The 23,869-nt window shown below is 67.7% G+C and carries 24 protein-coding genes; 7 read left to right on the top strand and 17 right to left on the bottom strand.

The features are described 5' to 3' along the window. Window positions 1–18: 18 nt before the first annotated feature. Window positions 19–639 carry a VOC family protein gene (locus EV652_RS06760; RefSeq protein WP_132208116.1) on the bottom strand — a complete coding sequence of 207 codons (621 nt, stop codon included), beginning with the start codon at window positions 637–639 and terminating at the stop codon, window positions 19–21. Window positions 640–686: 47 nt separating this feature from the next. After that, window positions 687–1,355 carry a peptidylprolyl isomerase gene (locus EV652_RS06755; RefSeq protein WP_132208115.1) on the bottom strand — a complete coding sequence of 223 codons (669 nt, stop codon included), beginning with the start codon at window positions 1,353–1,355 and terminating at the stop codon, window positions 687–689. A 108-nt stretch (window positions 1,356–1,463) separates the two neighbouring features. Between EV652_RS06755 and EV652_RS06750 the strand changes: the two genes are divergently transcribed. Continuing rightward, window positions 1,464–2,924, top strand: coding sequence for a serine/threonine-protein kinase (locus EV652_RS06750; protein WP_132208114.1), 1,461 nt, complete (start codon window positions 1,464–1,466; stop codon window positions 2,922–2,924). Window positions 2,925–3,062: 138 nt separating this feature from the next. After that, complete coding sequence (locus EV652_RS06745; RefSeq protein ID WP_132208113.1) at window positions 3,063–4,253, top strand: acyl-CoA dehydrogenase family protein; 1,191 nt, start codon at window positions 3,063–3,065, stop codon at window positions 4,251–4,253. 67 nt (window positions 4,254–4,320) lie between these two features. Here EV652_RS06745 and EV652_RS06740 read toward each other — a convergent pair whose 3' ends face one another. Both EV652_RS06740 and corA read right to left on the bottom strand, forming a co-directional pair. Beyond that, window positions 4,321–5,346, bottom strand: coding sequence for an ArsR/SmtB family transcription factor (locus EV652_RS06740; protein WP_132208112.1), 1,026 nt, complete (start codon window positions 5,344–5,346; stop codon window positions 4,321–4,323). Window positions 5,347–5,533: 187 nt separating this feature from the next. Further along, window positions 5,534–6,640 carry a magnesium/cobalt transporter CorA gene (gene corA, locus EV652_RS06735; RefSeq protein ID WP_242001608.1) on the bottom strand — a complete coding sequence of 369 codons (1,107 nt, stop codon included), beginning with the start codon at window positions 6,638–6,640 and terminating at the stop codon, window positions 5,534–5,536. Window positions 6,641–6,715: 75 nt separating this feature from the next. On the opposite strand from corA, the gene EV652_RS06730 reads away from it, so the two are divergent. Together EV652_RS06730 and EV652_RS06725 are read left to right on the top strand one after the other, a co-directional pair. Beyond that, entirely contained in the window at window positions 6,716–7,273 is a 558-nt protein-coding gene (locus EV652_RS06730; RefSeq protein ID WP_132208111.1) for a YflT domain-containing protein, read from the top strand. A gap of 128 nt (window positions 7,274–7,401) precedes the next feature. Further along, complete coding sequence (locus tag EV652_RS06725; protein WP_132208110.1) at window positions 7,402–7,911, top strand: MaoC family dehydratase; 510 nt, start codon at window positions 7,402–7,404, stop codon at window positions 7,909–7,911. 96 nt (window positions 7,912–8,007) lie between these two features. Here EV652_RS06725 and EV652_RS06720 read toward each other — a convergent pair whose 3' ends face one another. The 4 genes from EV652_RS06720 to EV652_RS06705 form a co-directional block, all read right to left on the bottom strand. Beyond that, window positions 8,008–9,300, bottom strand: a complete 1,293-nt coding sequence (locus EV652_RS06720; RefSeq protein ID WP_132208109.1) for an alpha-L-fucosidase — start codon at window positions 9,298–9,300, stop codon at window positions 8,008–8,010. 28 nt (window positions 9,301–9,328) lie between these two features. Continuing rightward, window positions 9,329–10,177: a carbohydrate ABC transporter permease gene (locus tag EV652_RS06715; protein ID WP_132208108.1), complete on the bottom strand. Its 849-nt coding sequence runs from the start codon at window positions 10,175–10,177 to the stop codon at window positions 9,329–9,331. Further along, window positions 10,167–11,114 carry a carbohydrate ABC transporter permease gene (locus EV652_RS06710; protein ID WP_242001607.1) on the bottom strand — a complete coding sequence of 316 codons (948 nt, stop codon included), beginning with the start codon at window positions 11,112–11,114 and terminating at the stop codon, window positions 10,167–10,169. The genes EV652_RS06715 and EV652_RS06710 overlap by 11 nt, the downstream gene beginning before the upstream one ends. A gap of 121 nt (window positions 11,115–11,235) precedes the next feature. After that, a complete protein-coding gene (locus EV652_RS06705; protein WP_158441102.1) occupies window positions 11,236–12,510 on the bottom strand; it encodes an ABC transporter substrate-binding protein in 1,275 nt (424 codons plus the stop codon). Between the two features lie 197 nt (window positions 12,511–12,707). Here EV652_RS06705 and EV652_RS06700 point away from each other — a divergent pair, with 197 nt between their 5' ends. After that, window positions 12,708–13,469, top strand: a complete 762-nt coding sequence (locus EV652_RS06700; RefSeq protein ID WP_132208106.1) for a FadR/GntR family transcriptional regulator — start codon at window positions 12,708–12,710, stop codon at window positions 13,467–13,469. On the opposite strand, the gene EV652_RS06695 is transcribed toward EV652_RS06700, so the two are convergent. Genes EV652_RS06695 through EV652_RS06670 form a run of 6 tightly spaced genes read right to left on the bottom strand, consistent with a single transcriptional unit; the run spans window position 13,375 to window position 20,920 of the window. Then, the gene (locus EV652_RS06695) at window positions 13,375–15,207 is read right to left on the bottom strand and encodes a GH39 family glycosyl hydrolase (protein ID WP_132208105.1); all 1,833 of its coding nucleotides are present in this window, start codon (window positions 15,205–15,207) and stop codon (window positions 13,375–13,377) included. The two genes, EV652_RS06700 and EV652_RS06695, sit on opposite strands and share 95 nt — an antisense overlap. A gap of 24 nt (window positions 15,208–15,231) precedes the next feature. Beyond that, window positions 15,232–16,809, bottom strand: coding sequence for a glucoamylase family protein (locus EV652_RS06690; RefSeq protein WP_132208104.1), 1,578 nt, complete (start codon window positions 16,807–16,809; stop codon window positions 15,232–15,234). An 18-nt stretch (window positions 16,810–16,827) separates the two neighbouring features. Further along, on the bottom strand, window positions 16,828–17,643 hold the full coding sequence (locus tag EV652_RS06685; RefSeq protein ID WP_242001606.1) for a carbohydrate ABC transporter permease: 816 nt from the start codon (window positions 17,641–17,643) through the stop codon (window positions 16,828–16,830). Continuing rightward, window positions 17,640–18,581, bottom strand: a complete 942-nt coding sequence (locus EV652_RS06680; protein WP_132208103.1) for a carbohydrate ABC transporter permease — start codon at window positions 18,579–18,581, stop codon at window positions 17,640–17,642. The genes EV652_RS06685 and EV652_RS06680 overlap by 4 nt, the downstream gene beginning before the upstream one ends. Window positions 18,582–18,585: 4 nt before the next feature. Further along, entirely contained in the window at window positions 18,586–19,878 is a 1,293-nt protein-coding gene (locus EV652_RS06675) for a sugar ABC transporter substrate-binding protein (RefSeq protein WP_132208102.1), read from the bottom strand. Window positions 19,879–19,888: 10 nt separating this feature from the next. Continuing rightward, on the bottom strand, window positions 19,889–20,920 hold the full coding sequence (locus EV652_RS06670) for a LacI family DNA-binding transcriptional regulator (protein WP_132208101.1): 1,032 nt from the start codon (window positions 20,918–20,920) through the stop codon (window positions 19,889–19,891). A gap of 126 nt (window positions 20,921–21,046) precedes the next feature. Here EV652_RS06670 and EV652_RS06665 point away from each other — a divergent pair, with 126 nt between their 5' ends. Then, the gene (locus EV652_RS06665) at window positions 21,047–21,625 is read left to right on the top strand and encodes a histidine phosphatase family protein (RefSeq protein ID WP_132208100.1); all 579 of its coding nucleotides are present in this window, start codon (window positions 21,047–21,049) and stop codon (window positions 21,623–21,625) included. On the opposite strand, the gene EV652_RS06660 is transcribed toward EV652_RS06665, so the two are convergent. Then, window positions 21,593–22,165, bottom strand: coding sequence for a TetR/AcrR family transcriptional regulator (locus tag EV652_RS06660; protein WP_132208099.1), 573 nt, complete (start codon window positions 22,163–22,165; stop codon window positions 21,593–21,595). The genes EV652_RS06665 and EV652_RS06660 overlap by 33 nt on opposite strands. A gap of 88 nt (window positions 22,166–22,253) precedes the next feature. Between EV652_RS06660 and EV652_RS06655 the strand changes: the two genes are divergently transcribed. Next, entirely contained in the window at window positions 22,254–22,673 is a 420-nt protein-coding gene (locus EV652_RS06655) for a DUF4267 domain-containing protein (protein WP_132208098.1), read from the top strand. On the opposite strand, the gene EV652_RS06650 is transcribed toward EV652_RS06655, so the two are convergent. Further along, window positions 22,643–23,416 (bottom strand): GNAT family N-acetyltransferase, encoded by a 774-nt coding sequence (locus EV652_RS06650; RefSeq protein ID WP_242001605.1) that lies wholly within the window; start codon window positions 23,414–23,416, stop codon window positions 22,643–22,645. The two genes, EV652_RS06655 and EV652_RS06650, sit on opposite strands and share 31 nt — an antisense overlap. A gap of 3 nt (window positions 23,417–23,419) precedes the next feature. Further along, window positions 23,420–23,824, bottom strand: coding sequence for an NUDIX hydrolase (locus tag EV652_RS06645; protein ID WP_132208096.1), 405 nt, complete (start codon window positions 23,822–23,824; stop codon window positions 23,420–23,422). Window positions 23,825–23,869: the final 45 nt, after the last annotated feature.

Genomic DNA, 23,869 nt, shown 5'->3' with positions numbered 1-23,869 from the left:
ACGTCTCTCAGACGCACCCTAGGCCGGCGCCACCTGCGCCATGATCGCGAGCAGGTGACCATCGGGGTCGGGGAAGAACGCCATCCATTCCTCGACCCCGTTGTCGTGCTTGTGGATCAGGTGCGGCGCGTTCTCGAACTCCACGCCCCGCCCGCGCAGTTCGTCGTACGCGACCTGGATGTCGTCCACCTGGAAGTACAGCACCGAGGGCTCGCCCACCGGCCCGTCGTTCGCACTGAGGAACAGCCGGGTCCCGCCACAGTCGAAGAACGCGAGATCCCCGAACGTGTACAGATGCGGCAACCCGAGCACCTTGCCGTAGAAGTCGACCGCGGTCTGGATGTCACCGACCGGCCGGGCGATCTGCCCGATCACACCTAGCTGCATTGCCATGGCCGGCTCTCCTTGTCCTCGCAGGGCACTGTCCACGGGTACGCCGCGCCAGGTCCGAAGCTCGGCCCGGCGGTCCAGGCCGAGCTTCAGCACCGCGTTCGCGACGTGGAACTTCACCGCATCGGTGCTGATCCCACGCCGCCGCGCGATCTCCCGGTTCGACATCCCGTGCCGCACCATGTCCACGACCCGCCACTCGGCTGGTGTCAGTACGTCGGGATGCCGGGGCCGTCCACGTGTACCCACAACCTCAAGCTAGCCCGATGAACGCCGAATTACCCTCCCCCGAGGGCTCAGCGGGTCCAGACCTTGAAGATGCGGATGGGCTTGACCGGCGGGCCGTCCTGGTCGGGGTCGGCGATACCGGCGGCGACCATCCGGTCGAAGGTGGACATGCCGAAGATGACCTGGCCCAGCACGGTGTAGTTCGGCGCGATGTTCGCGAACGAGTGCACGACGAAGAACTCACTGCCGTTGGTCCCCGGTCCCTGGTTGCCGTAGGCAACGGTCCCGCGCGGGTAGGTCTCCTGGCCGGTGACCTCGTCGGGGAACTTGTACCCCGGGCCACCTTCCTCCTGCCGGTAGATGTCACCGCACTGCAGCACTCCGAGCCGGGCCGAGTTGGTCAGCCGGAAGCACTGGGTGGAGTCGTAGAACCGGCTCTTCACCAGGTGGACGAAGTTGTGCACCCCGCAGGGTGCGTTGGTGCGGTCCATCCGGACCACGAAGGGTCCGTAGTTGGTCACGAAGTACACGTCGACCGTGCCCTTCGCGCGGGCGACCGGCGATGGGATCCGGACCGGCTTGGCGGCGGGATTCTCCGGCGTCGGGGTGAACTCGCACTTCACCACCGGCTTCGGGTGACCGGCCGGAACAGGCGCGGCCGTGGCGGTGGCTGTCGTGGTGGTCAGCGTCGCGGCGACCAAGGCGGCCGCGATCAGGGCGGTGATTGATCGCTTCATAAGCTCACCGTAGTACTTTCATCGCTCTCCGCAGAGGTTTCAGGTGCGGACTCGATCTCGTCGCCCGGGCCGCCTAAGGTGTTGCGGTCCGCTGCGGAAGGTGTGGTTGTGAACGGCGAGGTACTGGCAGGGCGTTACCGGCTGCTGACTCTGCTGGGCAGAGGCGGCGCGGGTGAGGTGTGGCAGGCCGAGGACACCGTGCTGGCCCGGCAGGTCGCGGTGAAGCTGCTCCGGCGGCTCGAGGGCGACCCGATGGACGCGGTCGTGCGGTTCCGCGCCGAGGCGCAGGCGGCCGCGCGGCTGATGCACCCGAACGTCGTCGCGACGTACGACGTGGGTACTGAGGACGAGCACGTGTTCCTGGTGATGGAACTCGTGTCCGGCCCTGACCTGGCGCAGCTGATGCGCAGTTCGGGCCTGCCGAGCGGGAAGCTGGTCGCCGACATCGCCACTCAGGGAGCGCGTGCTCTCGACGCGGCGCACGCGGCCGGCATCGTTCACCGGGACGTGAAGCCCGCCAACCTCCTGCTGGCACCGGATGGCACCCTCAAGATCACCGACTTCGGTATCGCGAAGGGCGCCGGCACGGAGACCACCGGCGTCGGAGTCCTCCTGGGTACGGCGTCGTACGTCTCACCGGAGCAGGTCCGCGGCCAGTCGGCAACCCCGGCCAGCGACTGGTACTCCTTCGGCTGCGTCCTGTACGAACTCCTCAGCGGTACGCCGCCCTTCACCGGACCGAACGTGGAGTCGGTGATGCGTCAGCACCTCGACGCGACCCCGGAGCCCATCCATCGGACGGATGTGGAGCCGGCGCTCGCCAACCTGGTCCTGCAACTCCTGGCCAAGGACCCGGAGGACCGCCCGACCTCGGCTGCCGAGGTCACCGCGCTGCTGGCCGCAGCCCCGAACACGCAGGTGCTGCCGTTTCTGCCGTCAGCTGAGCAGGACGACGCCCCGGCCGAAGCGCTCGGAGTTGGGAATTGGGAAGAGGAGCCGGCAGCTACCGGCACGCACCGGGCTCCGCGGAAGGGCTTCCCGTTCGCCAAGGTGCTCGTGCCCATGGCAGTCGTGCTGGCCGCTGTGATCGGCGGTCTGATGTTGCGGGAGAGTGTGACGACCGATCCGCCTGCTGCCGCCGGTGGGACGCCGTCGGCGCCGGTGGCCAAGGCGTCTGCCGCGCCCAAGACCACGCCGAAGCCGACGCCTTCGAAGACTCCGTCCAAGACGCCGTCGCCCAAGCCGACTCCGAAGGAGACGCCGAACCCGCAGGCGGCGCTGGTGCAGTCGTTGCGGACGCTGGCCGCGCAGGTGCGGCAGACCGAGCAGGGGAGCCGGAGCAAGGCCCCGCGCGAGGCGGCCCGCGACCTGGACCAGGCCGCGGAAGCGCTGGACAACGGCAACATCGAGTCCGCGTCCAAGCACTTCTACGAGGCGCGTCAGCGCCTGGCCGAGGCCCAGCGGAACCATCGCTGGCAGAGCACTCCGCAGATCTCGGCACTCTTCGCCGCCGTGGGGCAGGTCCTGCCGCGGCCGGACGGCGACGGTGAGCGCAACCAGGGTGACTAGCAGGCTGTCCGTCGTACCGGAGTGAGGCACGCGACCTCCGTCAGGTGGTCGGTGTCACAGCGGGTGTCACCCTCGTGCCGGGATGCTGAGAACCGCGATACTCGCGGGTAAGGCGTACCGACACCCAAGGAGCCGACGATGAGCAGGTTGCAGCAGACCGACGGGCTGACCGATATCCAGGAAGAGATCCTGAAGACGGTCCGCGCGTTCGTCGAGTCGGAGATCCTCCCGGTCGCCACCGAGCTGGAGCATCGCGACGAGTACCCGACCGAGATCGTCGAGGGCCTCAAGGAGCTCGGCCTGTTCGGCCTGATGATCCCGGAGGAGTACGGCGGCCTGGGCGAGTCGCTGCTCACCTACGCGCTGTGCGTCGAGGAGATCGCCCGCGGCTGGATGAGCGTGTCCGGCATCATCAACACCCACTTCATCGTCGCGTACATGCTGCTGCAGCACGGCACCGACGAGCAGAAGCAGAAGTACCTGCCGCGGATGGCGACCGGTGAGGTGCGCGGTGCGTTCTCGATGTCCGAGCCCGGCTGTGGTTCGGACGTGGCTGCGATCAAGACCAAGGCTGTGCGTGACGGCGATGCGTACACGATCAACGGTCAGAAGATGTGGCTGACCAACGGTGGCTCGAGCAATCTGGTCGCCGTACTGGTGAAGACCGACGAGGGCGCGGACTCGGTCTACAAGAACATGACCACCTTCCTGGTCGAGAAGGAGCCGGGGTTCGGTGAGGTGGACAAGGGCCTCACCGTGCCGGGCAAGATCGAGAAGATGGGCTACAAGGGCGTCGACACGACCGAGCTGGTCTTCGACGGCTACCGGATCGACGCCGGCCAGATCCTGGGCGGCGTACCGGGTAAGGGCTTCTACCAGATGATGGACGGTGTCGAGGTCGGCCGGGTGAACGTGGCTGCCCGCGGGTGCGGGGTGGCGCGGCGCGCGTTCGAGCTGGGGATCTCGTACGCACAGCAGCGGGAGACGTTCGGCAAGAAGATCGCCGAACACCAGGCGGTGCTGTTCCGGCTGGCCGACATGGCGGTCAAGGTGGAGGCCGCGCACGAGCTGATGGTGAAGGCGGCGCGGAAGAAGGACGCCGGCTCCCGCAACGACTTCGAGGCCGGGGTGGCGAAATACCTGGCCAGCGAGTACTGCCACCAGGTCGTGGAGGACTCGTTCCGGATCCATGGAGGGTACGGATTCTCCAAGGAGTACGAGATCGAGCGGCTCTACCGGGAGGCGCCGATGCTGCTGATCGGCGAGGGGACGGCGGACATCCAGCGGATGATCATCGGCCGCCGCCTGCTCGAGGACTACAAGCTCTGACCAGCCGGCGTGCTGGGTCGACGGGCGGGGCGGTGCCGGTCGGCCCAAGCACGCGGCGGGGCAGGGTCTAGGCCGTCATACGGGGCTGTGGTTGGGGCTGGCGGAGGCTGCCGGAGCCGTGGCCGGACAGGAGCCAGATACCGAGCTGGGTGACCTCGTGGCGGACGGACGCACCGGCCCGGCGCGTGGTGATCAGCCCGGCCTGCCGCAGTACCGTCGCCTGATGGCTGGCCGCGGCCGGTGAGATCTTGCAGCGCTTGGCCAGCTCAGTCGTCGTACAACCCGCGACAGCGGCTTCCAGCGCGGCCGCACGGGTGGAGCCGAGCAGAGAGCTCAGCGGCTCGCTCGACGGGAGCGCGTCCATCGACTGCTGCCGCAGGATGCCGGGCGCGTGCTGGATCGGATAGACCAGGATCGGCTTCAGCTCCGGGTCGCGCAGTTTGGTCGGCACCTGCCAGCAGAACGCCGACGGCTGCAGCTGGATGCCGCGCCCGTCCAGGTAGAGATCGCGGTCGTGCATGTCCAGCACCTGCAGCACCGGCGCGACCCATCGCACTCGCGGGTGCAGCGTCGACAGCAGCCGGTCCACCCCGTGCCGCGCCAGTGCCTCGCCGCGATGCGCATGGTCGGCCGACACATGCGTCCCGATCGACTTCCAGTACGGCGCGATCGCCGCGGCGTGGTAGGTCCGGATCGCCCGGCCCAGCTTGTGCAGCGATGCCCGCTCGCCCTGCGCCAGCTCCCGCGTCCACGGCGACATCGGGCGGTACTTGCTCAACAGCTCCAGCTGGTGGCGGATCTCCTGGCGTGGTGTCGCCAGTGTCATCTCCAGCGTGGTCTCGAAGTCCGGTCCGGCCTCGGCCGGGGTGAGGAAGTCAGGGGAGTAGCCCTTGGGCGGGGTCAGCTCCAGCAGCAGCCGCATCTGGTCCGGCGCGACCTTGGCCCGCACATGCCGGCGCCAGTCCTCGAAGACCAGCCGGCCGTCGGACTGTTGCAGCATGTGCAGGCTGAGCAGCACCTCCCACAGCGGAGCGGGGGTGGCGGCGACCGTGACGCGGGCGAGGTCCCGCGGCGTGAAGTGGATGCGTAGCACGGCGGTCCTCCCTGGTGATGCCCGTTCGTCACGACATTCCCGCGCTGCTGTCGGTCGCAGAATGTGGTTGGTTGCTGACCGACCGCGATGGGCGAATTCAATCAAGCCGCTCAAACGATCCACAACCGTTTGAACCATCGAAAAGCTCGGTAGTGGCGGCCATGGCAGAAGGTTGCCAGCGGGCGGCTCAGAGCCAGTGGTTGCGCTTGAACAACCGGTAAAGCACGGTGCACGCGGTGGCCATCACGCCGAGAACGACGAAGTACGCGTACTTCATCCGCAGTTCCGGCATGTAGTCGAAGTTCATCCCGTAGATCCCGGCGATCATCGTCGGCACCGCCAGGATCGCCACCCACGACGAGATCCGCCGCATGTCCTCGTTCTCGGACACCTGCACCTGGGCCAGCCCGGCCTGCAGGATCGAGCTGAGCAACTCGTCGAACGAGATCACCTGCTCCTTCACTCGCAGCAGGTGGTCGTCGACGTCGCGGAAGTAGTTCCTGGTCTCGTCGCTGATCAACGGGTGCCGCAACGTCGACAGCGCCCGCATCGGCCCGGTCAGCGGTGCCACTGCCCGCTTCAGCTCCAGCACCTCGCGCTTGAGCTGGTAGACCCGGTCGATCTTCCGCCAGCCACGCGGGTTGAACATCTCGCTCTCGATCAGGTCGATATCGGCCTGTACGGCGTCCGCGACCTCGAGGTACCGGTCGACCACATGGTCCGCGATGGCGTGCAGTACGACACCCGGACCGGCGGCCAGGTGCTCCGGCTCCTGCTCGAGCCGCTGCCGCAGACCGGCCAGCTCGCTGTGCTCACCATGCCGGACAGTGACGACGAACCCAGGCCCGCAGAACACCATCACCTCACCCGTCGCCACCACCTCACTGGTGGCGGTCAGATCCCCGTGCGGCACGTACGTGACCGTCTTCAGTACGGAGAACAACGTGTCGTCGTACCGCTCGAGCTTGGGGCGCTGGTGCGCCTCGGTGGCGTCCTCGAGAGCCAGCGGGTGCAGGCCGAACTCCTCGCCGATGATGTCGAGTTGCCGCTGGTTCGGCTGGAACAGGCCGATCCAGACGAACCCCTGCCCGCGCCGGGCCCGGGTGAGCGCCTCGGTGTAGGAGTTGACCTTGGTGTCGCGGCGGCCGGCGCGGTAGAACGCCCAGTCGACCAGAGCGCCGTCCAGCTTGCCGCTGGCGACCAGATCGACCGGCTCCGGCACCCCCGGGGAACGCCGGGCGAAGACGCGTCCCATCCGGCGTGTCGCACCCATGTCCCACCGTCGCCCGGTCATCACGGCGAGGCTATCAAGGCGCGGTAACCAGCCGTCAGCAATGATGGGGGTGGAAGCACGTGGAGAGGAACGACGATGACCACGCAGGGCATGCCCTCGATGGACCCCCGGCCGAGCGGCCTGACAATCGGGACCTATGACACCTACCGGGAGGCGCAGCGCGCTGTCGACTATCTCTCGGACGAGAAGTTCCCGGTCGAGCACACGACCATCGTCGGCAACAACCTCCGCCAGGTGGAGAAGATCACCGGTCGGCTCACCTGGGGCAAGGCGCTGACCGCCGGCCTGGCCAGCGGTGCGTGGTTCGGTCTGTTCGTGGGTCTGCTGCTCGGCCTGTTCACCACCGGCAACTGGATCGCCGCGGTGCTGACCGGTGTGGTCCTCGGTGCCTTCTTCGGCCTGGTCTTCGGCGGCCTCGGCTACGCGCAGTCGGCCGGCCGGCGTGACTTCACCTCCCGGACCGCGGTGGTCGCGACGACGTACGACGTACTGTGCGACTTCAAGTACGCCGAGGAGGCCCGCAATCACCTGGCCAAGCTCGCCCTCAAGGGTGAGGTCAACCCGCGGATCCCCGAGCAGCCGGCCCAACGGCCCGTCCAGCAGCAGACCCCGTTCCAGCAGCCGCACGACTGACGCCGTACCGGATGCACCGGGTGACGAAGGTCTCGCCCGGTTGAGAGGTAGGCCACGCGCGGGCTACTGCACAGTCACGTCCGGATTCGGCACCATGGGCTGCGGGGACACCGATAAGGAGCCGAAAGATGCAGTTCGGGCGTAGCTACGAGGAGTTCGAGGTCGGGGCGGTCTACAAGCACTGGCCGGGCAAGACGGTGACCGAGTACGACGACCACCTGTTCTGCCTGCTCACCATGAACCACCACCCGCTGCACCTGGACACGAACTACGCGATGGAGACCACCCAGTTCGGCAAGAACGTTGTGGTGGGCAACTACATCTACTCGATCCTGCTCGGGATGTCGGTACCGGACGTGAGTGGCAAGGCGATCGCCAACCTGGAGATCGAGTCGCTGCGGCACGTCGCCCCGACCTTCCACGGCGACACCATCTACGGCGAGACCGTGGTGCTGGACAAGTGGGAGTCGAAGTCCAAGGACGACCGCGGCGTGGTGTACGTCGAGACCAAGGGCTACAAGCAGGACGGCACCGTCGTCTGCCTGTTCCGCCGCAAGGTGATGGTCCCGAAGAACAGCTACCTCGAGGCCCGCGGCGGCGAGCAACCCGGCCGCCCCACCCCCATCGACCGCAACTGACCCCGTCGCCAGAGCGGGTCGGGCGCAGACGAGCGGCCTGGCCGGGGGAGGGGTGAGACCCCGGGACAGGCCGCTCGCCAACCGCGGACGGATCGTCTAGAGGAACAGCTCGATCACCGGGACCAGAGCGTTGGGCTTCTGGATGGGGAGTTTCAGGGTCAGGACGTCGGACGAGACGCCACCCATGGTGGTGTTCTGCGCGGTCTGGTGCGGGTCGTTGACGATCCGCTTGATCTCCGACGCGTCGTTCAGCAACTGCGCGTACTTCACCTTCCCCGCCAGCCCGGGCAGGTGCACGTGGCCCATCGGCCACGAGAACAGGTGCAGGTAGAGCCGATCGCCCTTCTGTGTGTACCGGCTGTCGCCCGGCGGGGTGAACTCGCTCGGACGGGCGCCGCGCACCGACCGCTCGTGCAGCCGGAACCATTCACCGATCGAGGACAACGTGGCCAACGCCCGCGGGTCGAACTCGCCTCGACCGGTCGGACCGACGTTGAGCAGCAGGTTGCCGTCCTTGGAGACCGAGTCGATGAGCATCTTCACCAGCAGCTCGGGCGACTTCCAGTCCAGGTTGTCGCGGTCGTAGCCCCAGCTGCCGTTGAGTGTCTGGCAGGCCTCCCACAGCACCGGCTGCCCGTCGCGCATCATCGGTCCGTCTGGCTGATACTGCTCCGGCGTGACGAAGTCGCCCGGGATGTCCAGCCGGTCGTTGATCAGGATGTCCGGCTGCAGTTCCCGGACCATCGCCATCAGTTCCTCGGACCGCCAGTCGTCCCGGCCCTTGCCGTGTCCGTCGCGGCCGTCGGGGTACGTGCGGCCCGGATACGAGAAGTCGAACCACATGATGTCGATCGGCCCGTAGTTCGTCAGCAGCTCACGGGTCTGCGCGTGCAGGTAGTCGGCGTACACCTGGACGTCCCGGCCGGCCGCCTTGGCGATGGCCTCCTCGTCGTCGCGCTGCGGGTGGACCAGGTCGATCGGGAACTCGGGGTGGTGCCAGTCGATCAGCGAGTGGTAGAACCCGACGCCGAGCCCCTCGGCCCGGCACGCCTCGACGAACGGCCCGACCAGGTCCTTGCCCCACGCCGTCTTCGTGACCGTGTAGTCGGACACCTCGGAGTCCCACAGGCAGAAGCCTTCGTGGTGCTTCGTCGTCAGTACGGCGTACTTCATGCCGGCCTCACGGGCCGCGGCGGCCCACTTGCGCGGATCGTAGAGATCGGGCTCGAAGTGGTCGAAGTACGGCTGGTAGTCCTCGTCGGTCAGCCGCTCGCGGTTCTTCACCCACTCGTGCCGGGCGGGCAGCGAGTACAGGCCCCAGTGGACGAACAGGCCGAACCGCCAGTCGCGGAACTTCTCGACGGAGGACGCTGGAGGCGCGTCGGTCATGTCAGCAACTCCTTGGAGTAGTAGAGATTCACCGGCCACCCAGCCCCGTGACGAGGAGGCCGCGAACGAGATGTTTCTGCAGGAGGATGACGAGCAGGACGGTCGGCAGCATCGCCATCACGGACGCCGCCATCATCAAGTTCCACTGAGTGCCCTGCTGGCCGATGAACTGGGCCAGGCCGAGCGGCACCGTGCCCTTCTCCGCGACGCTGTTGATGATGATCAGCGGCCACAGGAAGCTGCCCCAGAAGGCGATGAAGGTGAACACGGTCAGTACGGCGATGGCCGGCCGGGCCAGCGGCAGCATGATCCGCAGGAACGAGCCGATCGGCCCGCACCCGTCCACCCGGGCCGCTTCCTCCAGTTCGACCGGCACCGTCAGGAAGAACTGCCGGAGCAGGAAGGTGCCGAAGGCGGTGAACGCCCAGGGCAGGATCAGCGCCCAGTAGCTGTCCACCCAGCCGAGTGACTGCATCAGCCAGTACATCGGCACGATCAGCACTTCCTGCGGCACCATCAACGTGCCCAGGAACAGCACGAACAGTTGCTCACGGCCCCTGAACTTCAGCCGGGCGAACGCGTACGCCGACAAGCTGGACGCGACCACGACGACCAGGGTCCCGGCGATCGCGACGAACAGGCTGTTGAGGAAGTAGCGGCCGAACGGCGCGAAGGTGAACGCGTCGGCGTAGTTCTGCCAGCGGATCTCGGAGCCGATCCACTCCGGTGTCGGCGTGAACACCTCGTCGGCCGGTTTCAGCGAGGTCGAGACGGCGTACAGCAAGGGCACGAGGAAGGCGATCCCGACCACGATCAGCAAGATGTGCGAGACGCCGCTGCGGACCTTGCGGACGGCGCTGCTGGTATCAGACGTCATAGTGCACCCACCGCTTCTGGCCGAGGAACTGGATCGCGGTGATGCCCATGATGATCACGAACAGCACCCAGCCCGCGGCCGACGCGAGTCCCATGGTGAGGAACTGCCAGCCCTGGTTGTAGACGAACATGACGATGGTCTGGGTGGACACCCCCGGACCGCCCTGGGTCAGGATGAACGGCTGGGCGAACACCTGGAACGAGGTGATCAGCGTCATCGTGGTGGCGAAGAAGATCGACGGGGTGATCATCGGCCAGGTGACGTACCGGAACCGCTGGAGCGGTCCGGCGCCGTCGATCTGCGCCGACTCCAGTTGCGACTGCGGCACCTGGTCGAGGGCGGCGGAGAAGACCAGGAAGTTGTAGCCGAAGCCCTGCCAGACCGACATCGCCACGATCGACAGCATCGCCCAGTTCGACGACCCGAGGAAGTTCGGCGCGGTCACGCCGAACCAGCTCTGCATCGTGGTGTCGATCAGGCCGCCGGGCTGGAACAGCAGGCGCCAGACCATCACGTTGGCCACCATCGGCGTCATCACCGGGATGAAGAACAGCACCCGGAACGCCTGCCGGCCCTTGATCTTCGGTCCCAGCCAGACCGCGAGCCCGAGCGAGATGACCACGTTCAGCGGTACGTACAGCACCACGAACAGCGCGGTGTTGAACACCACCCGGCGGAACACCGGGTCGTTCAGCAGCTGCGTGTAGTTGTCGATGCCGAGGAACGTGCGTTCGCCGAACACCGGCCAGTCGAACAGGCTGATCCCGAGGGCCATCGCGGTCGGGAACAGCGTGAACAAGGCCAGCCCGACCAGGCTCGGGGCCAGGAAGAGCCCGGCGTACCGGCCGTCCCGTCGCAGCGCGGGCCGCCGCCCCGCCGGGCTGCTACCCGGCGGGACGCGCCCTGGAGGGGCGACGGTAGTGGTGTTGATGGTCATGGGGCCTCCCGGCCTGGACTGAGGAGCGCAGGGAGCGGAGCGACTGGAGTGACGAGGGAAGGCCGGGAGCCAAGGCCCCATGACCCTGCCGGCGCCGAAGGCCCGGCCAAAAGCACAGCCATCAGGACCCAGCGCCCGCCTGGTCCTGGATGGTCTTCAGCGCCTGCTCCGGTGGGATCTCACCGTTCATCGCCTGGGTCCCGAACCGGTTGAGCAGGTCAGCCACCTGGACCCAGTTCTTCGAGGTGACCAGCGGGATCGAGTTCTCCGAGGCGTAGTCGATCGTCTCCTTCGCACCGTCGATCCCCGCCGCGGTGAACCAGGCCGGGTGCGCGGCGATCCGGGCCGGGTAGGCCCGGCCGGCAGCGGCCAGCGTGGTCAGCGGCTTCTCACCGGTCATCGACATGATCGCCTGGAAGGCGGCGTCCGGCGTCTTGCAGGACCGGGAGATGCCGAAGCCCGAACCGGCGGTGTACGTCTTGGAGCCGTCGGGACCGGCCGGGATCGGCGCGATACCGAGCTTGAACTTGACCTTGCCCTTGGTGTCGATCAGCGACCACGGCCCGTTCAGCTGCATCGCCGCCTTGCCGGCGACGAACTGCTGGGTCTCGAAGTCGGGGTTGCCACCCGGCACCGGCGGCGCGATCTTGTCGGTCTTGACGAAGTCGGCGTACTCGGAGAATCCGTCGACGAACTTCTGGTCGGTGAGGTTCAGCTTGCCGTCGGCGAGCGGTTCCGCGCCGGTCAGTGTCCGCACCCAGGACGTGACACCCAGGTCGCCGGGTGTCGTCACCAGGCCGCTGCGCCCGGCGGCGGTGAGCTTCTTCGCGGCCGCCTGGAACTCGTCCATCGTCCAGCCCGGCTTCGGCTCGGCCACACCGGCGGCCTTGAACAGGTCGCGGTTGTAGAAGATCACCATCGGGCCGGAGTCGTATGGGATCGCGATCTGCTTCCCGTCCACCTTGAGGCCGTCCATGATCGGCTTGTCGAAGTCCTCGGCCTTCAGGCCGTACTTGCTCATCAGGTCGTCCAGCGGCAGCATCGCGCTCGCGTACGACGCGGTCCGCAGGCTCTGCATGCCGATGATGCAGGGCGCCTTGCCGCCGGCCAGCAGGGTGCCGATCTTGGCCCAGTAGTTGTTCCAGTCGGTGCCCTGGAGCTTGACGGTGATGCCGGGGTGATCGGTGGTCGCCTGGTCGGCGACCTTCTGCCAGGCAGCCTGGTCCTCGGTGCCGCCGACCCAGAACGACCAGGTCAGGTCGGCCTTGTCGGCGGATCCTGAGCTGTCGGCGCCACCGCTGCCGTCGTTGCCCCCACACGCGGCCACGGCCGTCAGCGCGAGGGCCGACAAAGTGGCGATCGCCCAGCGGCGGGCTCGCGCTGGTGTTCGGTACATCCTGACCTCCAGGGGAACTGGTACCTCGAGTTCGAAGTGATTCATCCGATCTATATGATGAACACTTGACATGAGTCAACAGTTCATGTCCTTATTTCAGGGTCGAAACCCAATGCTGAGCGTGGAGAACTCGCCCAGACATCCGATGTGTGCGACGCTGACGTCGGATGTTTCCACCGTCAGGTCAGGAGGTGTGCGTGCGGGTCACCGACGAGGCGATCGACCGTATCAAGCAGATGATCGTGACCGGCGAGCTGCGGCCCGGCGATCGGCTGCCGCGTGAGCCGGATCTGGCCGCGCGCCTCGGCCTGTCCCGGAGCTCGCTGCGCGAGGCGGTCAAGGCGCTCGCGCTGATCCGGGTGCTCGAGGTCCGCCAGGGTGACGGCACGTTCGTGACGAGTCTCGATCCGGCGCTGCTGATGGAGACGATGGGGTTCGTCCTCGACCTGCACCAGGACGCGTCCGTGCTGGAGTTCTTCGAGGTACGGCGGATCCTCGAGCCGGCCGCGGCTGCCCGGGCCGCACTGCGGATGGCGGACGCGGACATCGCCACCTTGCGCAAGCTGCTCGACGAGCTCGGCCCGGAGCCGTCGGTGGAGGACCTGCTCGCCAGTGACGTGGAGTTCCACCGGCTGCTCGCGATCGGCAGCGGCAACCGCGCACTCGCCTCGATCATCGACAGCCTGCGCCAGCCGACCTACCGGGCCCGGATCTGGCGCGGCCTGACCCAGAACGACGCCGTCGCCCGGACGCTGGCCGAACACCGGGCGATCCTCGACGCGATCGAGGGGCGCGAGCCGGAGGTGGCCAGGTCCTGGGCGACGGTGCACATCGCCGGCGTCGAACGCTGGATCCAGGAAGCGGTCAATCTCGAGGCGGTCGAAGCTCGACCAAGACCGCGGAAGGCATCGGCAAAGTCAGGTCGAGTGCTGACCCGTTCCACTCCAGCGGAGTACTGACCATCCGGCTGCGTTCGGCCAACTCGCTCAGCTGCTCATCGGTCGGCCAGTCGCCGATCCCGAGCTCGGCGGCGGCCGCCGAGACATCCCCGACTCCGATGCCGAGAGTGGTGGCTGTGGCCTGCCAGGACGGATCCACACCGGGCAGCTCGACGTGGACCGTCCTGGACAGTTCCGGTGCACCGTCGGACTTGGTCTGGTCGAGGGTCAGATTCCACAGCAATACGGCGATCCGGTCGCGATCACGGGACGCCCATGCCTCCACCAGACTCCCGCCACCGTCACCGGTCAGCGTCACCGGCAGCTCGACCGGACCGAGCCGGCTCAGCAGACTCATCGCGTGGTACCGCGGTTTAGCCAGCCCACCCACGGTCTGCAGGCCGAAACCGCCGTGCAGGAACCGCGGCGGGCGGCCCAGCTCCTCGAAGTGGTCCGACGCGACCCAGTAGGCAAGTGCGTCCACCCGACCGGCCGCCGACCGCATCCCGCGGAGCAGGAACACGCCGGAGAACACCGAGTCGTTGATCGGGTTGAAGTGCGTCGGCGTCACACCCCACTCGGTCCACAGGATCCGCGCATCACTGAACCCATGCCGATCCAGCGAGGCGCGGACGTCCAGCGGCGGACTTCCGTACGTGTGGGTCGTGACGAAGTCCACCGGTGTCCCGTTCGAGGCCGCGTGCGCCAGCAGGTCGTCGACCCAGCCGGCCGCGGCCGATGACGGTCCGCCGATCGCGAGTCGTGCGTCGACCGACTTCACTGCCGCCGCGGTCGCGTCGTACAGGTGGAGCCACTCGGCCTTGGTGCCGGACCAGAACACCTCCAGGTTGGCCTCGTTCCAGACCTCGAAGTCCCAGGTGAGCACCTCGTCGAGGCCGTACTTCTCGACGAGATGCCGCACCAGTGCGCGGACCAGGTCGTGCCACCGCTCGTACGACTTGGGTGGCGAGATGATCGCGCCGTACGCGAACACGGTCTTCGACGGGTCACTGGCCAGATCGCGCGGCATGAACCCGAGCTCGACCACCGGCCGCAGCCCGATCGCGAGCAGCTTGTCGTAGATCGTGTCGACGACGGAGAAGTCGTACGTCGGTTCGCCGTCGATCTCGGTGTAGACCCGGGTGTCGTCGTGGAAGATCGCGTGCGCCCGGACCGTCCGGACCCCGATCTCGTCGTGCATCCGCCGCAGCGCCTGCTCCAGCTCGGCACCGATCTCCCGGCCGCCGCTGCGATCGGTGCAGAGCAGTTGACTGAGCCGTTCGCTGCCGACCATCGGCACCCACGGCGTCGGCAGCTCGGTGCCCTCGGCAACCGCATCGACGGTCACCGATACCACCGGAAGCGTGCCATCGGCAACGAGCGGCACCGCGGTGACAGCAGCACTCGCTCGGCCGGCCACGGTCACCTCGGGAACGCTCGCGACGGCGTACCGGTACGTCGTCCCCGGGGTGCACGTGGTGTCGACGTACGGCGGCGCCGGGACCGACAGGACGTCACCGCTGTGGTGGTCGACCGGCTCGAGCGGGCCGTGGTCACCTGTCCCGCGCAGGATCAGGTAACCCACTGCGCCGTCCACCGGTGACCAGTCGATGGTGACCTGTCCGGCCCCGCCGACCGCGGTGACCTCCTTGGGCGGATCGAGATCCGGGAACGCGAAGGCCCGTTCCTCGTCGCTGCGGACCGCGATCCGTGCGTCCCAGTCGGCCCGTGCGGTCCCTGGGGCTTCGTCGTGCTGCATCAGCTGAACTCTCTCCCGTTGGTGTTACTCGAGACCGGACTCGAACTGCTCCATCGCGATCAGTGGGCGGATCCGCTGTTCGACCTGCCGGCTGCTGAAGTTGCGCCGGATCACGTCGCCGGCGAAGACGTTGCCGATGGCACCCAGCACCATGGCCTGGTCGAGGGCCAGGTATCGCTTGGCGATCAGGCCGGACCGGACCGCGACCGAGTCGTAGAAGCCACCACCGGCGTACGCCTTGAGGTTCTTCTCGATCCGGGACAGGTTGTCGATCGCCTGCCGGGGTGCGTACTGCATGGCGAGGAACGCCGCGTGCGGCGTGACCACGCCGTCGCCGAAGGTCGGGTTCGGGTTCACGCCTTCACGGCAGCCCTCGAAGCCGGCGTCGAAGTTGGTCGCCTCCAGGTCGGACGGGTAGCCGCCCGGGTCCATCCCGATCGCGTCGACGCCGTACACGGAGTACCCGCCGCGAGGGTTCGAGGCGGGCGAGAAGCCCCAGTAGCCGTACTTGGCGTCGTCCATGCCGTGCTCGATGTGCGCGCGGACGGTGAGCGGGTGGTTGATACCCCAGCTCCGCGGCGCCCACTTGGATTCGGGGATGAACAGGTCGGGCATCAGCGACTCGAACATGTCGCCGCCCCACGACGGCACGAGGCGCATGCCGCGGTACGAGTACGTGCCCTCGAACACGTCGAGGCCGAGGTACGTCCGGTGCACGCCCTTGGGCCGCTGCTCCACCCAGGACCAGTCGCACGAGTCCGGGAAGGTGCGGTAAGTGGCGAAGTACTGCGTGTGCGGGACCTGTCCGAGGGCGAACCCGATGTACGGCGCGATGCGAGCCTCGGTGTTGCACGTGTCGTAGTGGAACTTCCGGTAGTACACGTCCGGGCCGACACCCGCGTGGTTGCCCTTGTCCGTCTCCTCGTCCGGCGGCGAGGTCTCGAAGAAGCCGCCGCGCATCAGCCCGCCCGGCCTGGCCGCGGGGTTGTAGTAGAAGGCGAAGTTCATCTTCTTCAGCAGGGAGTCCGCGAGGGCGCGGGCGCCCGGCTCGGCGTTGCGCACCACCATCAGCGCGGCCGCGAACCAGCCGTTGTCGACACTCGACACGAACGGCGTGATCGGCTTGGTCCCGTCCGGGTCCGTGTACAGCACCTCGCCGGTCGACTCGTCGTACCAGTTGAAGTACATGCCGCTCGGGTCGTGGTGATCGACCTTGGTCATCGTGGTCAAGGTCTGGGTGATCCGGCGGTACGACTCCTGCGGCGAGATGATGCCGAGGTGGCGGGCGACGACCGTGCTCCACAGGTAGCCGCCGATGTTGGTCGGTGAGGTGTAGCGGCTGCGGACCGGGTTCGTCACCGAGTCGCCGATGTTGTCGGCGGGCAGGCCGGTCTTCTCGTCGGTCATCGCGACCAGGCTGCGCCAGGTGTCGCGGGCCCAGCGGCCGACGAGGGCACGATCGGCCTGCGTCGGGCGCCAGTTGCCCTTGAGCAGGGCGCCCGGATCAGGTGTTCCGGCGTACGTCGTACCACTGGTGGCGCCGATGAGAGCGACGGAGCCGGTGGCGGTGAGCAGGGTGCGGCGACTGATGTTGGCGGTCATCTTGTCTCCAGAGAAGGTCTATTTGAGGCCGGTGACGGCGATGCCCTTGGTGACGTGGCGCTGGAAGATCAGGAACATCACCAGCACGGGTATGACGACCACGACCGCGCCGGCCATCAACAGGCCGTAGTTCTGCGCGTTCTGGCCTTTCGAGTACAGCGCCAGGGCGACGGGAAGGGTGTACTTGTCCTGGGTCTGGGCGATCACCAGCGGCCAGAGGAAGTTGTTCCAGGAACCGAGGAAGGTGAGGATGCCGAGCGTGGCCAGGGCCGGCCTGGTCAGCGGCAGCATGATCCGGGCGAAGATGCCCAGTTCACTGCTGCCGTCCACCCGGCCGGCGTCCATCAGGTCGTCCGGCAGCCCGAGGAAGAACTGCCGCATCAGGAACACACCGAACGGCGAGACCAGGAACGGCAGGATCAGGCCGGGGTAGCTGTTCGCCATCCCGGCGTTGGTGACGAGCACGAACAGCGGCACGAACGTGACCATGCCGGGGATCATCAAGGTGGCCATCACCAGCACGAACAGCGCGTTGCGGCCCTTGAACCGCAGCTTGGCCAGCGCGTAGCCGATCATCGAGCAGAAGGCCAGGTTCCCGGCCGTCACCGCCAGCGCGACGACCGTCGAGTTGAGGAAGTAGCGCGGGAAGCTCTCCTTGTTCAACAGATCCACGTAGTTCTGCCCGGTCGGCTGCTCCGGCCACCAGGTCGGCGGGACCCGGAGCAGTTCGCCCTGGGTCTTGAAACTGCCGAGCAGCATCCAGACGAACGGCGCCGCGACGGCGACCAGGCCGAGCACCCCGATCAGGTAGATCCACCAGGTACGGCGCATCATTTCTCCCTCAGCAGCCGGAACTGGATGAACGTGACGACCGCGATCACGACGAACAGCAGGTAGGCCATCGCCGTGGCCAGGCCGTAGTTGCCGAACCCGAACTGCTGGTACGTGTACATCGACACCGAGATGGTGCTGTTCAGCGGACCGCCCTCGGTCATCACGAACGGTTCCTCGAAGAACTGCAGGTAACCGATCCCGGTCGTCACGCAGTTGAACAGGATGGTCAGTCGCAGCAACGGCAGGATCAGGTACCGGAACCGTTGCCACGGGCCCGCACCGTCGATCTGGCCGGCCTCCTCGACCGACTGCGGGATGCCCTGCAGCCCAGCCAGGAAGATGATCATCGCGGACCCGAAGTTCCGCCAGACGGCCATCGCGATCAGCGACGGCATCGCCCACGTCTTCGACGCCAGCCAGTTCGGTCCGTCGATACCGACCCAGCCGAGCACCGTGTTGACCAGGCCGGACTCCGGGGCCAGCACGAACCGCCAGATCACCGCGATCGCGACGATCGACGTCACCACCGGCAGGTAGTAGCCGACCTTGAACAGACCCTGGACCTTCTTCAGCCCGCGGTCCAGCAACACCGCGGCGGCCAGCGCGACCACCAGTGTCAGCGGTACGCCGATGACGACGAAGTACGCGGTGTTGAACGCGGCCTTCCGGAACGTTTCGTCCTGAAAGGCCTTGATGTAGTTGTCGAACCCCACCCCGTTCACCGCGAACGGCGTCCGGAGATCGCGCTGGCGCATGTCGGTGAAGCTCATCAGCAGCGACCCGATCACCGGCCCGGCGGTGAACGCGAGGAACAGCACGGCGAACGGCAGCACCAGGATCCACGCGGTCGCGGTCTGGTGGTCGAGGCGTCGCCGCCGACGCCCGGGTGGCGGGGTGGCGGTTGCCACCCGGGCGCGCGGCTCCGTGGCGGTGGACATCAGGTCAGCTACCCGTGCCGATCGCCGTGGCCTTGGTCTGGGTGGCCTTGGCGGTGTCGGCGGGGGACTGGCCCGCCTTCGCCATCTTCTCGATCTCGGTGTCGAACGCGGTCGCGACCTGCTCCCAGTTCACGATCGCCGGCGGGGCCTTGGCGGACTCGAGCTGCTTGCCGAACACCGGCAGCAGCGGGTCGGAGGCGATGCTCGGGTCCTCCCACGCGCTCTTCACCGCGGGCAGGTCGGACGACATCTTGAACCAGGCGGCCTGCGTCTTCGCATCCGACAGGAACTTGACCAGCTTCCAGGCACTGTCCTTGTTCTTCGAGTTCTTGAACACGACGAAGTTGGAGCCGCCGACGAACGACGTGGAGGTCTTGTTCTTCGGGATCTCGAAGACACCGATGTTCGGCTTGATCGCGTCACCGCCGAGTTTCGCCACCGAACCCGCCATCCACGGCCCGGAGATGAACATCGGCACCTGGCCGTTGACGAACTGCGCCTCGGTCTGGTTCGGCGGCAGGTCGGTACCGGCCAGCTTCTCGGTGAAGAAGCTCTGGTAGTACTTCAGCCCCTCCTGCATCTCCGGCGTGTCGAAGGTGAACTCCTTCTGGTCGTCGGTGGTGAGGTTCGCGCCGGCGGACCAGGCGAACGGCATCACCGTCTGCCAGGACCCGCTGCCGCCCGGCTGCAGGTTGATCCCGTACTTCGCGCCGGCCTTCTCCTTCATCGCCTTGGCCATCGCCTTCAGACCGTCCCAGTCGGTCGGCGGCGTACTGACGCCGGCCTTCGCGGCCAGGTCCTTGCGGTAGTACACCAGCCGCGTCTCGACGTACCAGGGAACCCCGTACTGCGTGCCGCCGACCTTGGTGGTGTCAAGCGCGCCGGGGTAGAAGGCGGCGTTGTCGAAGCCTGCCGGGGTCGGGTCGAGGGCGCCGAGGTCGGCGAACTCGCCCATCCAGGTGGTGCCGACCATCGCGGCGTCCGGCAGCGTCTGCGCGGTGATCGCGGTGGTGAACTTGTTGTGCGCGGCGTCCCACGGGATCGGCGTGACGGTGACCTTCACGTCCGGGTTGGCCTGCTGGAACTGCTCCATCAGCTTGGGCAGGTTCTCGCCCTCGGTGCCCATCGCCCAGACGGTCAGATTGCCGGTGGCCGGCCCTTCGCTGACCGTGGTGGTCGCCTGCGAACCCCCGGTGGGGGCGTCCTCCGACCGGCCACACCCTGCCAAGGCAAGGGCGGTGGCGGTGATCGCAGCGCTGCCGATCACCAGCCGGCGGCGGATGCTGTGGGTGATCATCTGTGTCTCCTCACTCGGTTACTGCTGCATCCCCCGGTCCCGTGCCGCAGCTGTCCCGCAGCACGAGTTGTGTTGCCAGTACGTCGTTCCGCGCGCGGGCCCGTTCGCCGGTCACCCGCTCGTGAAGTCGTTGGGCCGCCAGCCGGCCCAGCTCGGTCATCGGCTGCCGCACCGTGGTCAACCCCGGCGACACGTACCGCGCCGCCATCACGTCGTCCCACCCGGTCACGACGATGTCCTTCGGTACGGCGACATCGGCCGCGAGCAAGGTCTTCAGCGCGGCCAGTGCGAGCTCGTCGTTCGCACAGAGCAGCCCGTCCGGCCGCTTCCTTGCCGTCAGCAACTTCGTGGCGACGGCGGTGCCGGCTTGCTCGGTCATCGGGACGCACTCGGGTTTGGGTACCCGCAGTCCGCGTGCCTCGAGGGCGTTGGCGAATCCGGCGTACCGCTCGGACACGTCGTACCCGCTGGCCGGGTCGCCGACGAAGAGGAGATTGGTGCGGCCGTGGTCGAGCAGCCGGGTGGTCAGCTGCTCGGCACTGGCCGCGCTCTCGCTGCGGATCGAGTCGCAGCCGGTGACCGGCGGATGGGCGATCAGCACGATCGGTACGTCGGCCTTGCGCAGGCTCTGGATCGTGGGTAGGTCCAAAGCGTTGCCGTGGACAACGATCCCGTCGACCCGGCCGGCCAGGTCACGGACCGTGCGGCGCGGGTCGGGGTTGCCGTGAGTGACCGTGATGATGACGCTCTGGCCGTGTTCGCCGGCCCAGCGCTCGTACCCCATCAGCAGGTCGCCGTAGAACGGGCCGGCCAGGTCGGGCAGCACGAGTCCATGCGCCTCATGCCGTTGTACCGCCAGGCTTCGGGCGGCGCGCAGCGGTACGTAGTTGAGCTCGCGTGCCGCCTGGTCGACCCTGGTCCGCGCCTTCTCCGACACCGGTCCAGTCCCTTGCAGGACACGCGAAACCGTCGCGATCGACAGCTTCGCCCGGGCCGCGACGTCGTAGATCGTCGCCGGCCGGCCGGTGGGTCCGGAGGCCACTGCTCGCTCCTGGGGGTCGGAGTGGAAGCGCTTACAGTTTTCGACCCTGCCCTGTCCGGGGTGGGTTGGTCAAGACCTCGGGTGCCATCTGGGCCGATACGGGTTCACATTTGCGAGGATGAGGGCGTGACCACACCTGAGCGCCAGGACCAGCTGTTCCTGATCCGGCACGGCGAGACCGAGTGGAGCAAGTCCGGCCGGCACACGTCGACCACAGACCTCCCGCTGACCGCGGAAGGTGAACGCGTGGCCGCCTCGCTGAAGGAGAAACTGGCAGGGGAGACATTCGAGCTGGTGCTCACATCACCGCGGCAGCGCGCCCGCCGGACGGCGGAACTCGCGGGCTTCGGGGATGCCGAGGTGGACGACGACCTGGTCGAATGGGACTACGGCGACTACGAGGGCATCACCACCGCGGAGATCCGCAAGACCGTGCCGGGCTGGACGGTCTGGGCGGATCCGGTACCCAACGGCGAAACCCCAGCCCAGGTCGCCGCCCGGCTCGACCGCGTCAACGCCCGCATCGCCGCCGTACCCGGTGATGTCCTTGTCTTCGGTCACTCCCACGCGCTGCGCGCGCTGACCGCCCGCTGGCTCGGGCTCGACGTCACCGAAGGCCGCCACTTCGTCCTGAACACCGCCACCATCTCGGTCCTGGGGTGGGAGCGCGGATCAGCGGCTATCCACCGCTGGAACAACGAGTAGGTCGACGAGCAGGTCCGCCCGGGCCTGCAGGTGATCCGGGCGCAGCCGCGCCCCCCGATTGAGCGTTGCCTGCCCGTGCAGCGCACTCCAGAACACCTCAGTCAGCGTCTCGGCATCCCGCTGCGCGTAAGGTTCGACGCCGGCCAGGAACTCGGCGTACGCGTTCCGGAGTGCCGCCGGAGTTTCCGCGGTGCCGAACACCAGGTCCGTCCGCCGGACGAACATCGCCTCGTACACCGCCGGATGTTCGTCGGCGTACCCGAGATAGGCCGTCGCCAGCCCTCGCAATCCATCGGCGACGCGTGCCTCGCGGAGTACGCCGGCCAACTCCTCGAACCCCTCCAGGGCGACGGCCGCGGCGATCGCATCCATGTTCGCGAAATGGCCGTAGAGGACCGGCTGGCTGTAGTCGACCTGCTCCGCGAGGCGCCGGGTGGTGACCGCCTCCCACCCCTCCGCCTCGGCGAGCTCCCGGGCGGTCCGGACGATCAGCTCCCGGCGCTCCACCCGCGCCCGCTCCCTGCGTGACTGACTCGGCATAGGGCGACTCTAGCACTGCTAGACAATCTAGCGATGACAGTGTTAACGTCGCTAGAAAATTTAGCACTGCTAGATACAGGAGTCCGCCATGCGTCGCTTCACCACCGTCCTCACTGTCCTGCTCGGCCTGTTCCCGATCTCGTTCGGGCTGCAGTTCCTCCTGCTGGATCCGCACGGCGCCGCGGCGGGCTTCGGGATCGATCCCTGGCCCACCGGCACCGCGGCCGGCTACTTGGCCGTCAAGGGCATCCGCGACATCGTCTGCGGTCTCATCATCCTGGTCCTGTTCGCGCTCGGCGAGCGTCGCGCCACCGGCGTCGTGCTGGCCGTCGCCGCGCTCATCCCCTTCGTCGACGCGATCGTCGTCCTGACCCACGACGGCACCGTCGCAACGGCCCTCGGCGTCCACGCCCTCACCGGCGTCGTCGTCCTGGTCGACGCCTTCCTGCTGCTGCGCGAGCGTTCGACCGCCGCCACTCAGCCGGTGCCGGTCGGAGCCCACTCGTAGAGGTCGATCGTGCAGTACTCGCGGAACCCGAGCCCGGCGTACACGGACCGTCCCGCCGGCGACGACCCCAGTACGCCGTACTCCGCCACCGCCTCGGCTTCGCGCAGCGCGGCGTACGTGATCGCCGCCCCGATCCCACGCCGCCGCACCTCAGGCACGGTCATCACGAAGTACACCCCGGCCGCGCCCGCGCCGAGATAGATGGTGGTCGTCGCGACCGGCTCGCCGTCCAGCCGGCCGAGGTAGTGCCGCCAAGGATCCGCGAACCCCAGCCGGCGGTACGTCTCCGCGACCCACCGGGCTTCCTTCACACCCTCCCCGAACCCGCGCCCCAGCGTGGTCTCCCACACGGCCAAGTCGTCCTCGCTGTCCACCCGGCTGACGTGCAGCCCCGGTACGACAGCCGGCGGGCGCAGGTCCGCCACCTTCACCGCCATCCCGGGCTCACTCCCACCATGCGTGAACCCGGCCGACACCAATCGGTCCCCAAGATCCGTCGGCCGCATCGACGGCCCCACATGCCAGCATCCTGGTACGGCGTACTGCTGCATCAACTCCAGTGATGTGGCGATGGTGCGATCGACCTCCGCCGCCGGCAGATCGGCCGCGACCACCGCGTTGTGGTAGTCGATCGGTGAACCGCCGATCGTCCAACGCACTGTGCCGTCGTCTCGCTGAACCCCACCTCCGGCAGCACCCATCGCCATCAGCAGTTCAGCGGCGTTCTCCTCGATCGCGCGCATCATTCAGCCCGGGAGGGCATTCCACTGGGCGAGGGTGGAGGCGAGGAGCGTGGCGGTGGCGAGGTTGTCGAACTCGTCGCGGCTGACGAACCTCGCGTCGCTCGCGTCGTCGCCAGGGGTGAGCGTGCCGCCGACCGCCGATGCCTCGTAGTCGCGGATGACGTAGAGCTGGCCGTTCGGGCCCTCACGCTCGACCTCGCCGACCAGGGGGCCGACCGTGACTGTGAGACCGGTCTCCTCGGCGACCTCGCGGGCCACTGCGGTCGGATCGTCCTCACCGGGCTCGACCCGGCCGCCCGGCAGTGACCACAGGCCGCGACTGGGTTCGTTGGCCCGGCGGACCAGGAGCAATCGGTGCCGGTCGTCGTACACGAGAGCCCCGACGCAGTCGACACGGTGCGCATCCATGCCAGCACCATATAGAGCCCGACTGTGGATAACGACCGGGTATGG

Origin of the sequence: Kribbella steppae, assembly GCF_004342025.1 — a bacterium.
GTDB lineage: Bacteria > Actinomycetota > Actinomycetes > Propionibacteriales > Kribbellaceae > Kribbella > Kribbella steppae.
The sequence above is the reverse complement of the archived record's forward strand: the minus strand, read 5'-3'. Positions and strand labels throughout refer to the sequence as shown.

Excerpts from the sequence above, each read along its gene's own strand:
- EV652_RS06715 (WP_132208108.1), bottom strand. The coding sequence starts at position 10,177 with ATGACGTCTGATACCAGCAGCGCCGTCCGCAAGGTCCGCAGCGGCGTC.
- EV652_RS06650 (WP_242001605.1), bottom strand. The coding sequence starts at position 23,416 with ATGCGCGCGATCGAGGAGAACGCCGCTGAACTGCTGATGGCGATGGGT.
- EV652_RS06695 (WP_132208105.1), bottom strand. The coding sequence starts at position 15,207 with ATGCAGCACGACGAAGCCCCAGGGACCGCACGGGCCGACTGGGACGCA.
- EV652_RS06730 (WP_132208111.1), top strand. The coding sequence starts at position 6,716 with ATGACCACGCAGGGCATGCCCTCGATGGACCCCCGGCCGAGCGGCCTG.
- EV652_RS06755 (WP_132208115.1), bottom strand. The coding sequence starts at position 1,355 with ATGAAGCGATCAATCACCGCCCTGATCGCGGCCGCCTTGGTCGCCGCG.
- EV652_RS06675 (WP_132208102.1), bottom strand. The coding sequence starts at position 19,878 with ATGATCACCCACAGCATCCGCCGCCGGCTGGTGATCGGCAGCGCTGCG.
- EV652_RS06710 (WP_242001607.1), bottom strand. The coding sequence starts at position 11,114 with ATGACCATCAACACCACTACCGTCGCCCCTCCAGGGCGCGTCCCGCCG.
- EV652_RS06660 (WP_132208099.1), bottom strand. The coding sequence starts at position 22,165 with ATGCCGAGTCAGTCACGCAGGGAGCGGGCGCGGGTGGAGCGCCGGGAG.
- EV652_RS06745 (WP_132208113.1), top strand. The coding sequence starts at position 3,063 with ATGAGCAGGTTGCAGCAGACCGACGGGCTGACCGATATCCAGGAAGAG.
- EV652_RS06680 (WP_132208103.1), bottom strand. The coding sequence starts at position 18,581 with ATGTCCACCGCCACGGAGCCGCGCGCCCGGGTGGCAACCGCCACCCCG.
- EV652_RS06725 (WP_132208110.1), top strand. The coding sequence starts at position 7,402 with ATGCAGTTCGGGCGTAGCTACGAGGAGTTCGAGGTCGGGGCGGTCTAC.
- EV652_RS06690 (WP_132208104.1), bottom strand. The coding sequence starts at position 16,809 with ATGACCGCCAACATCAGTCGCCGCACCCTGCTCACCGCCACCGGCTCC.
- EV652_RS06705 (WP_158441102.1), bottom strand. The coding sequence starts at position 12,510 with ATGTACCGAACACCAGCGCGAGCCCGCCGCTGGGCGATCGCCACTTTG.
- EV652_RS06655 (WP_132208098.1), top strand. The coding sequence starts at position 22,254 with ATGCGTCGCTTCACCACCGTCCTCACTGTCCTGCTCGGCCTGTTCCCG.
- EV652_RS06645 (WP_132208096.1), bottom strand. The coding sequence starts at position 23,824 with ATGGATGCGCACCGTGTCGACTGCGTCGGGGCTCTCGTGTACGACGAC.
- EV652_RS06685 (WP_242001606.1), bottom strand. The coding sequence starts at position 17,643 with ATGATGCGCCGTACCTGGTGGATCTACCTGATCGGGGTGCTCGGCCTG.
- EV652_RS06720 (WP_132208109.1), bottom strand. The coding sequence starts at position 9,300 with ATGACCGACGCGCCTCCAGCGTCCTCCGTCGAGAAGTTCCGCGACTGG.
- corA (WP_242001608.1), bottom strand. The coding sequence starts at position 6,640 with ATGACCGGGCGACGGTGGGACATGGGTGCGACACGCCGGATGGGACGC.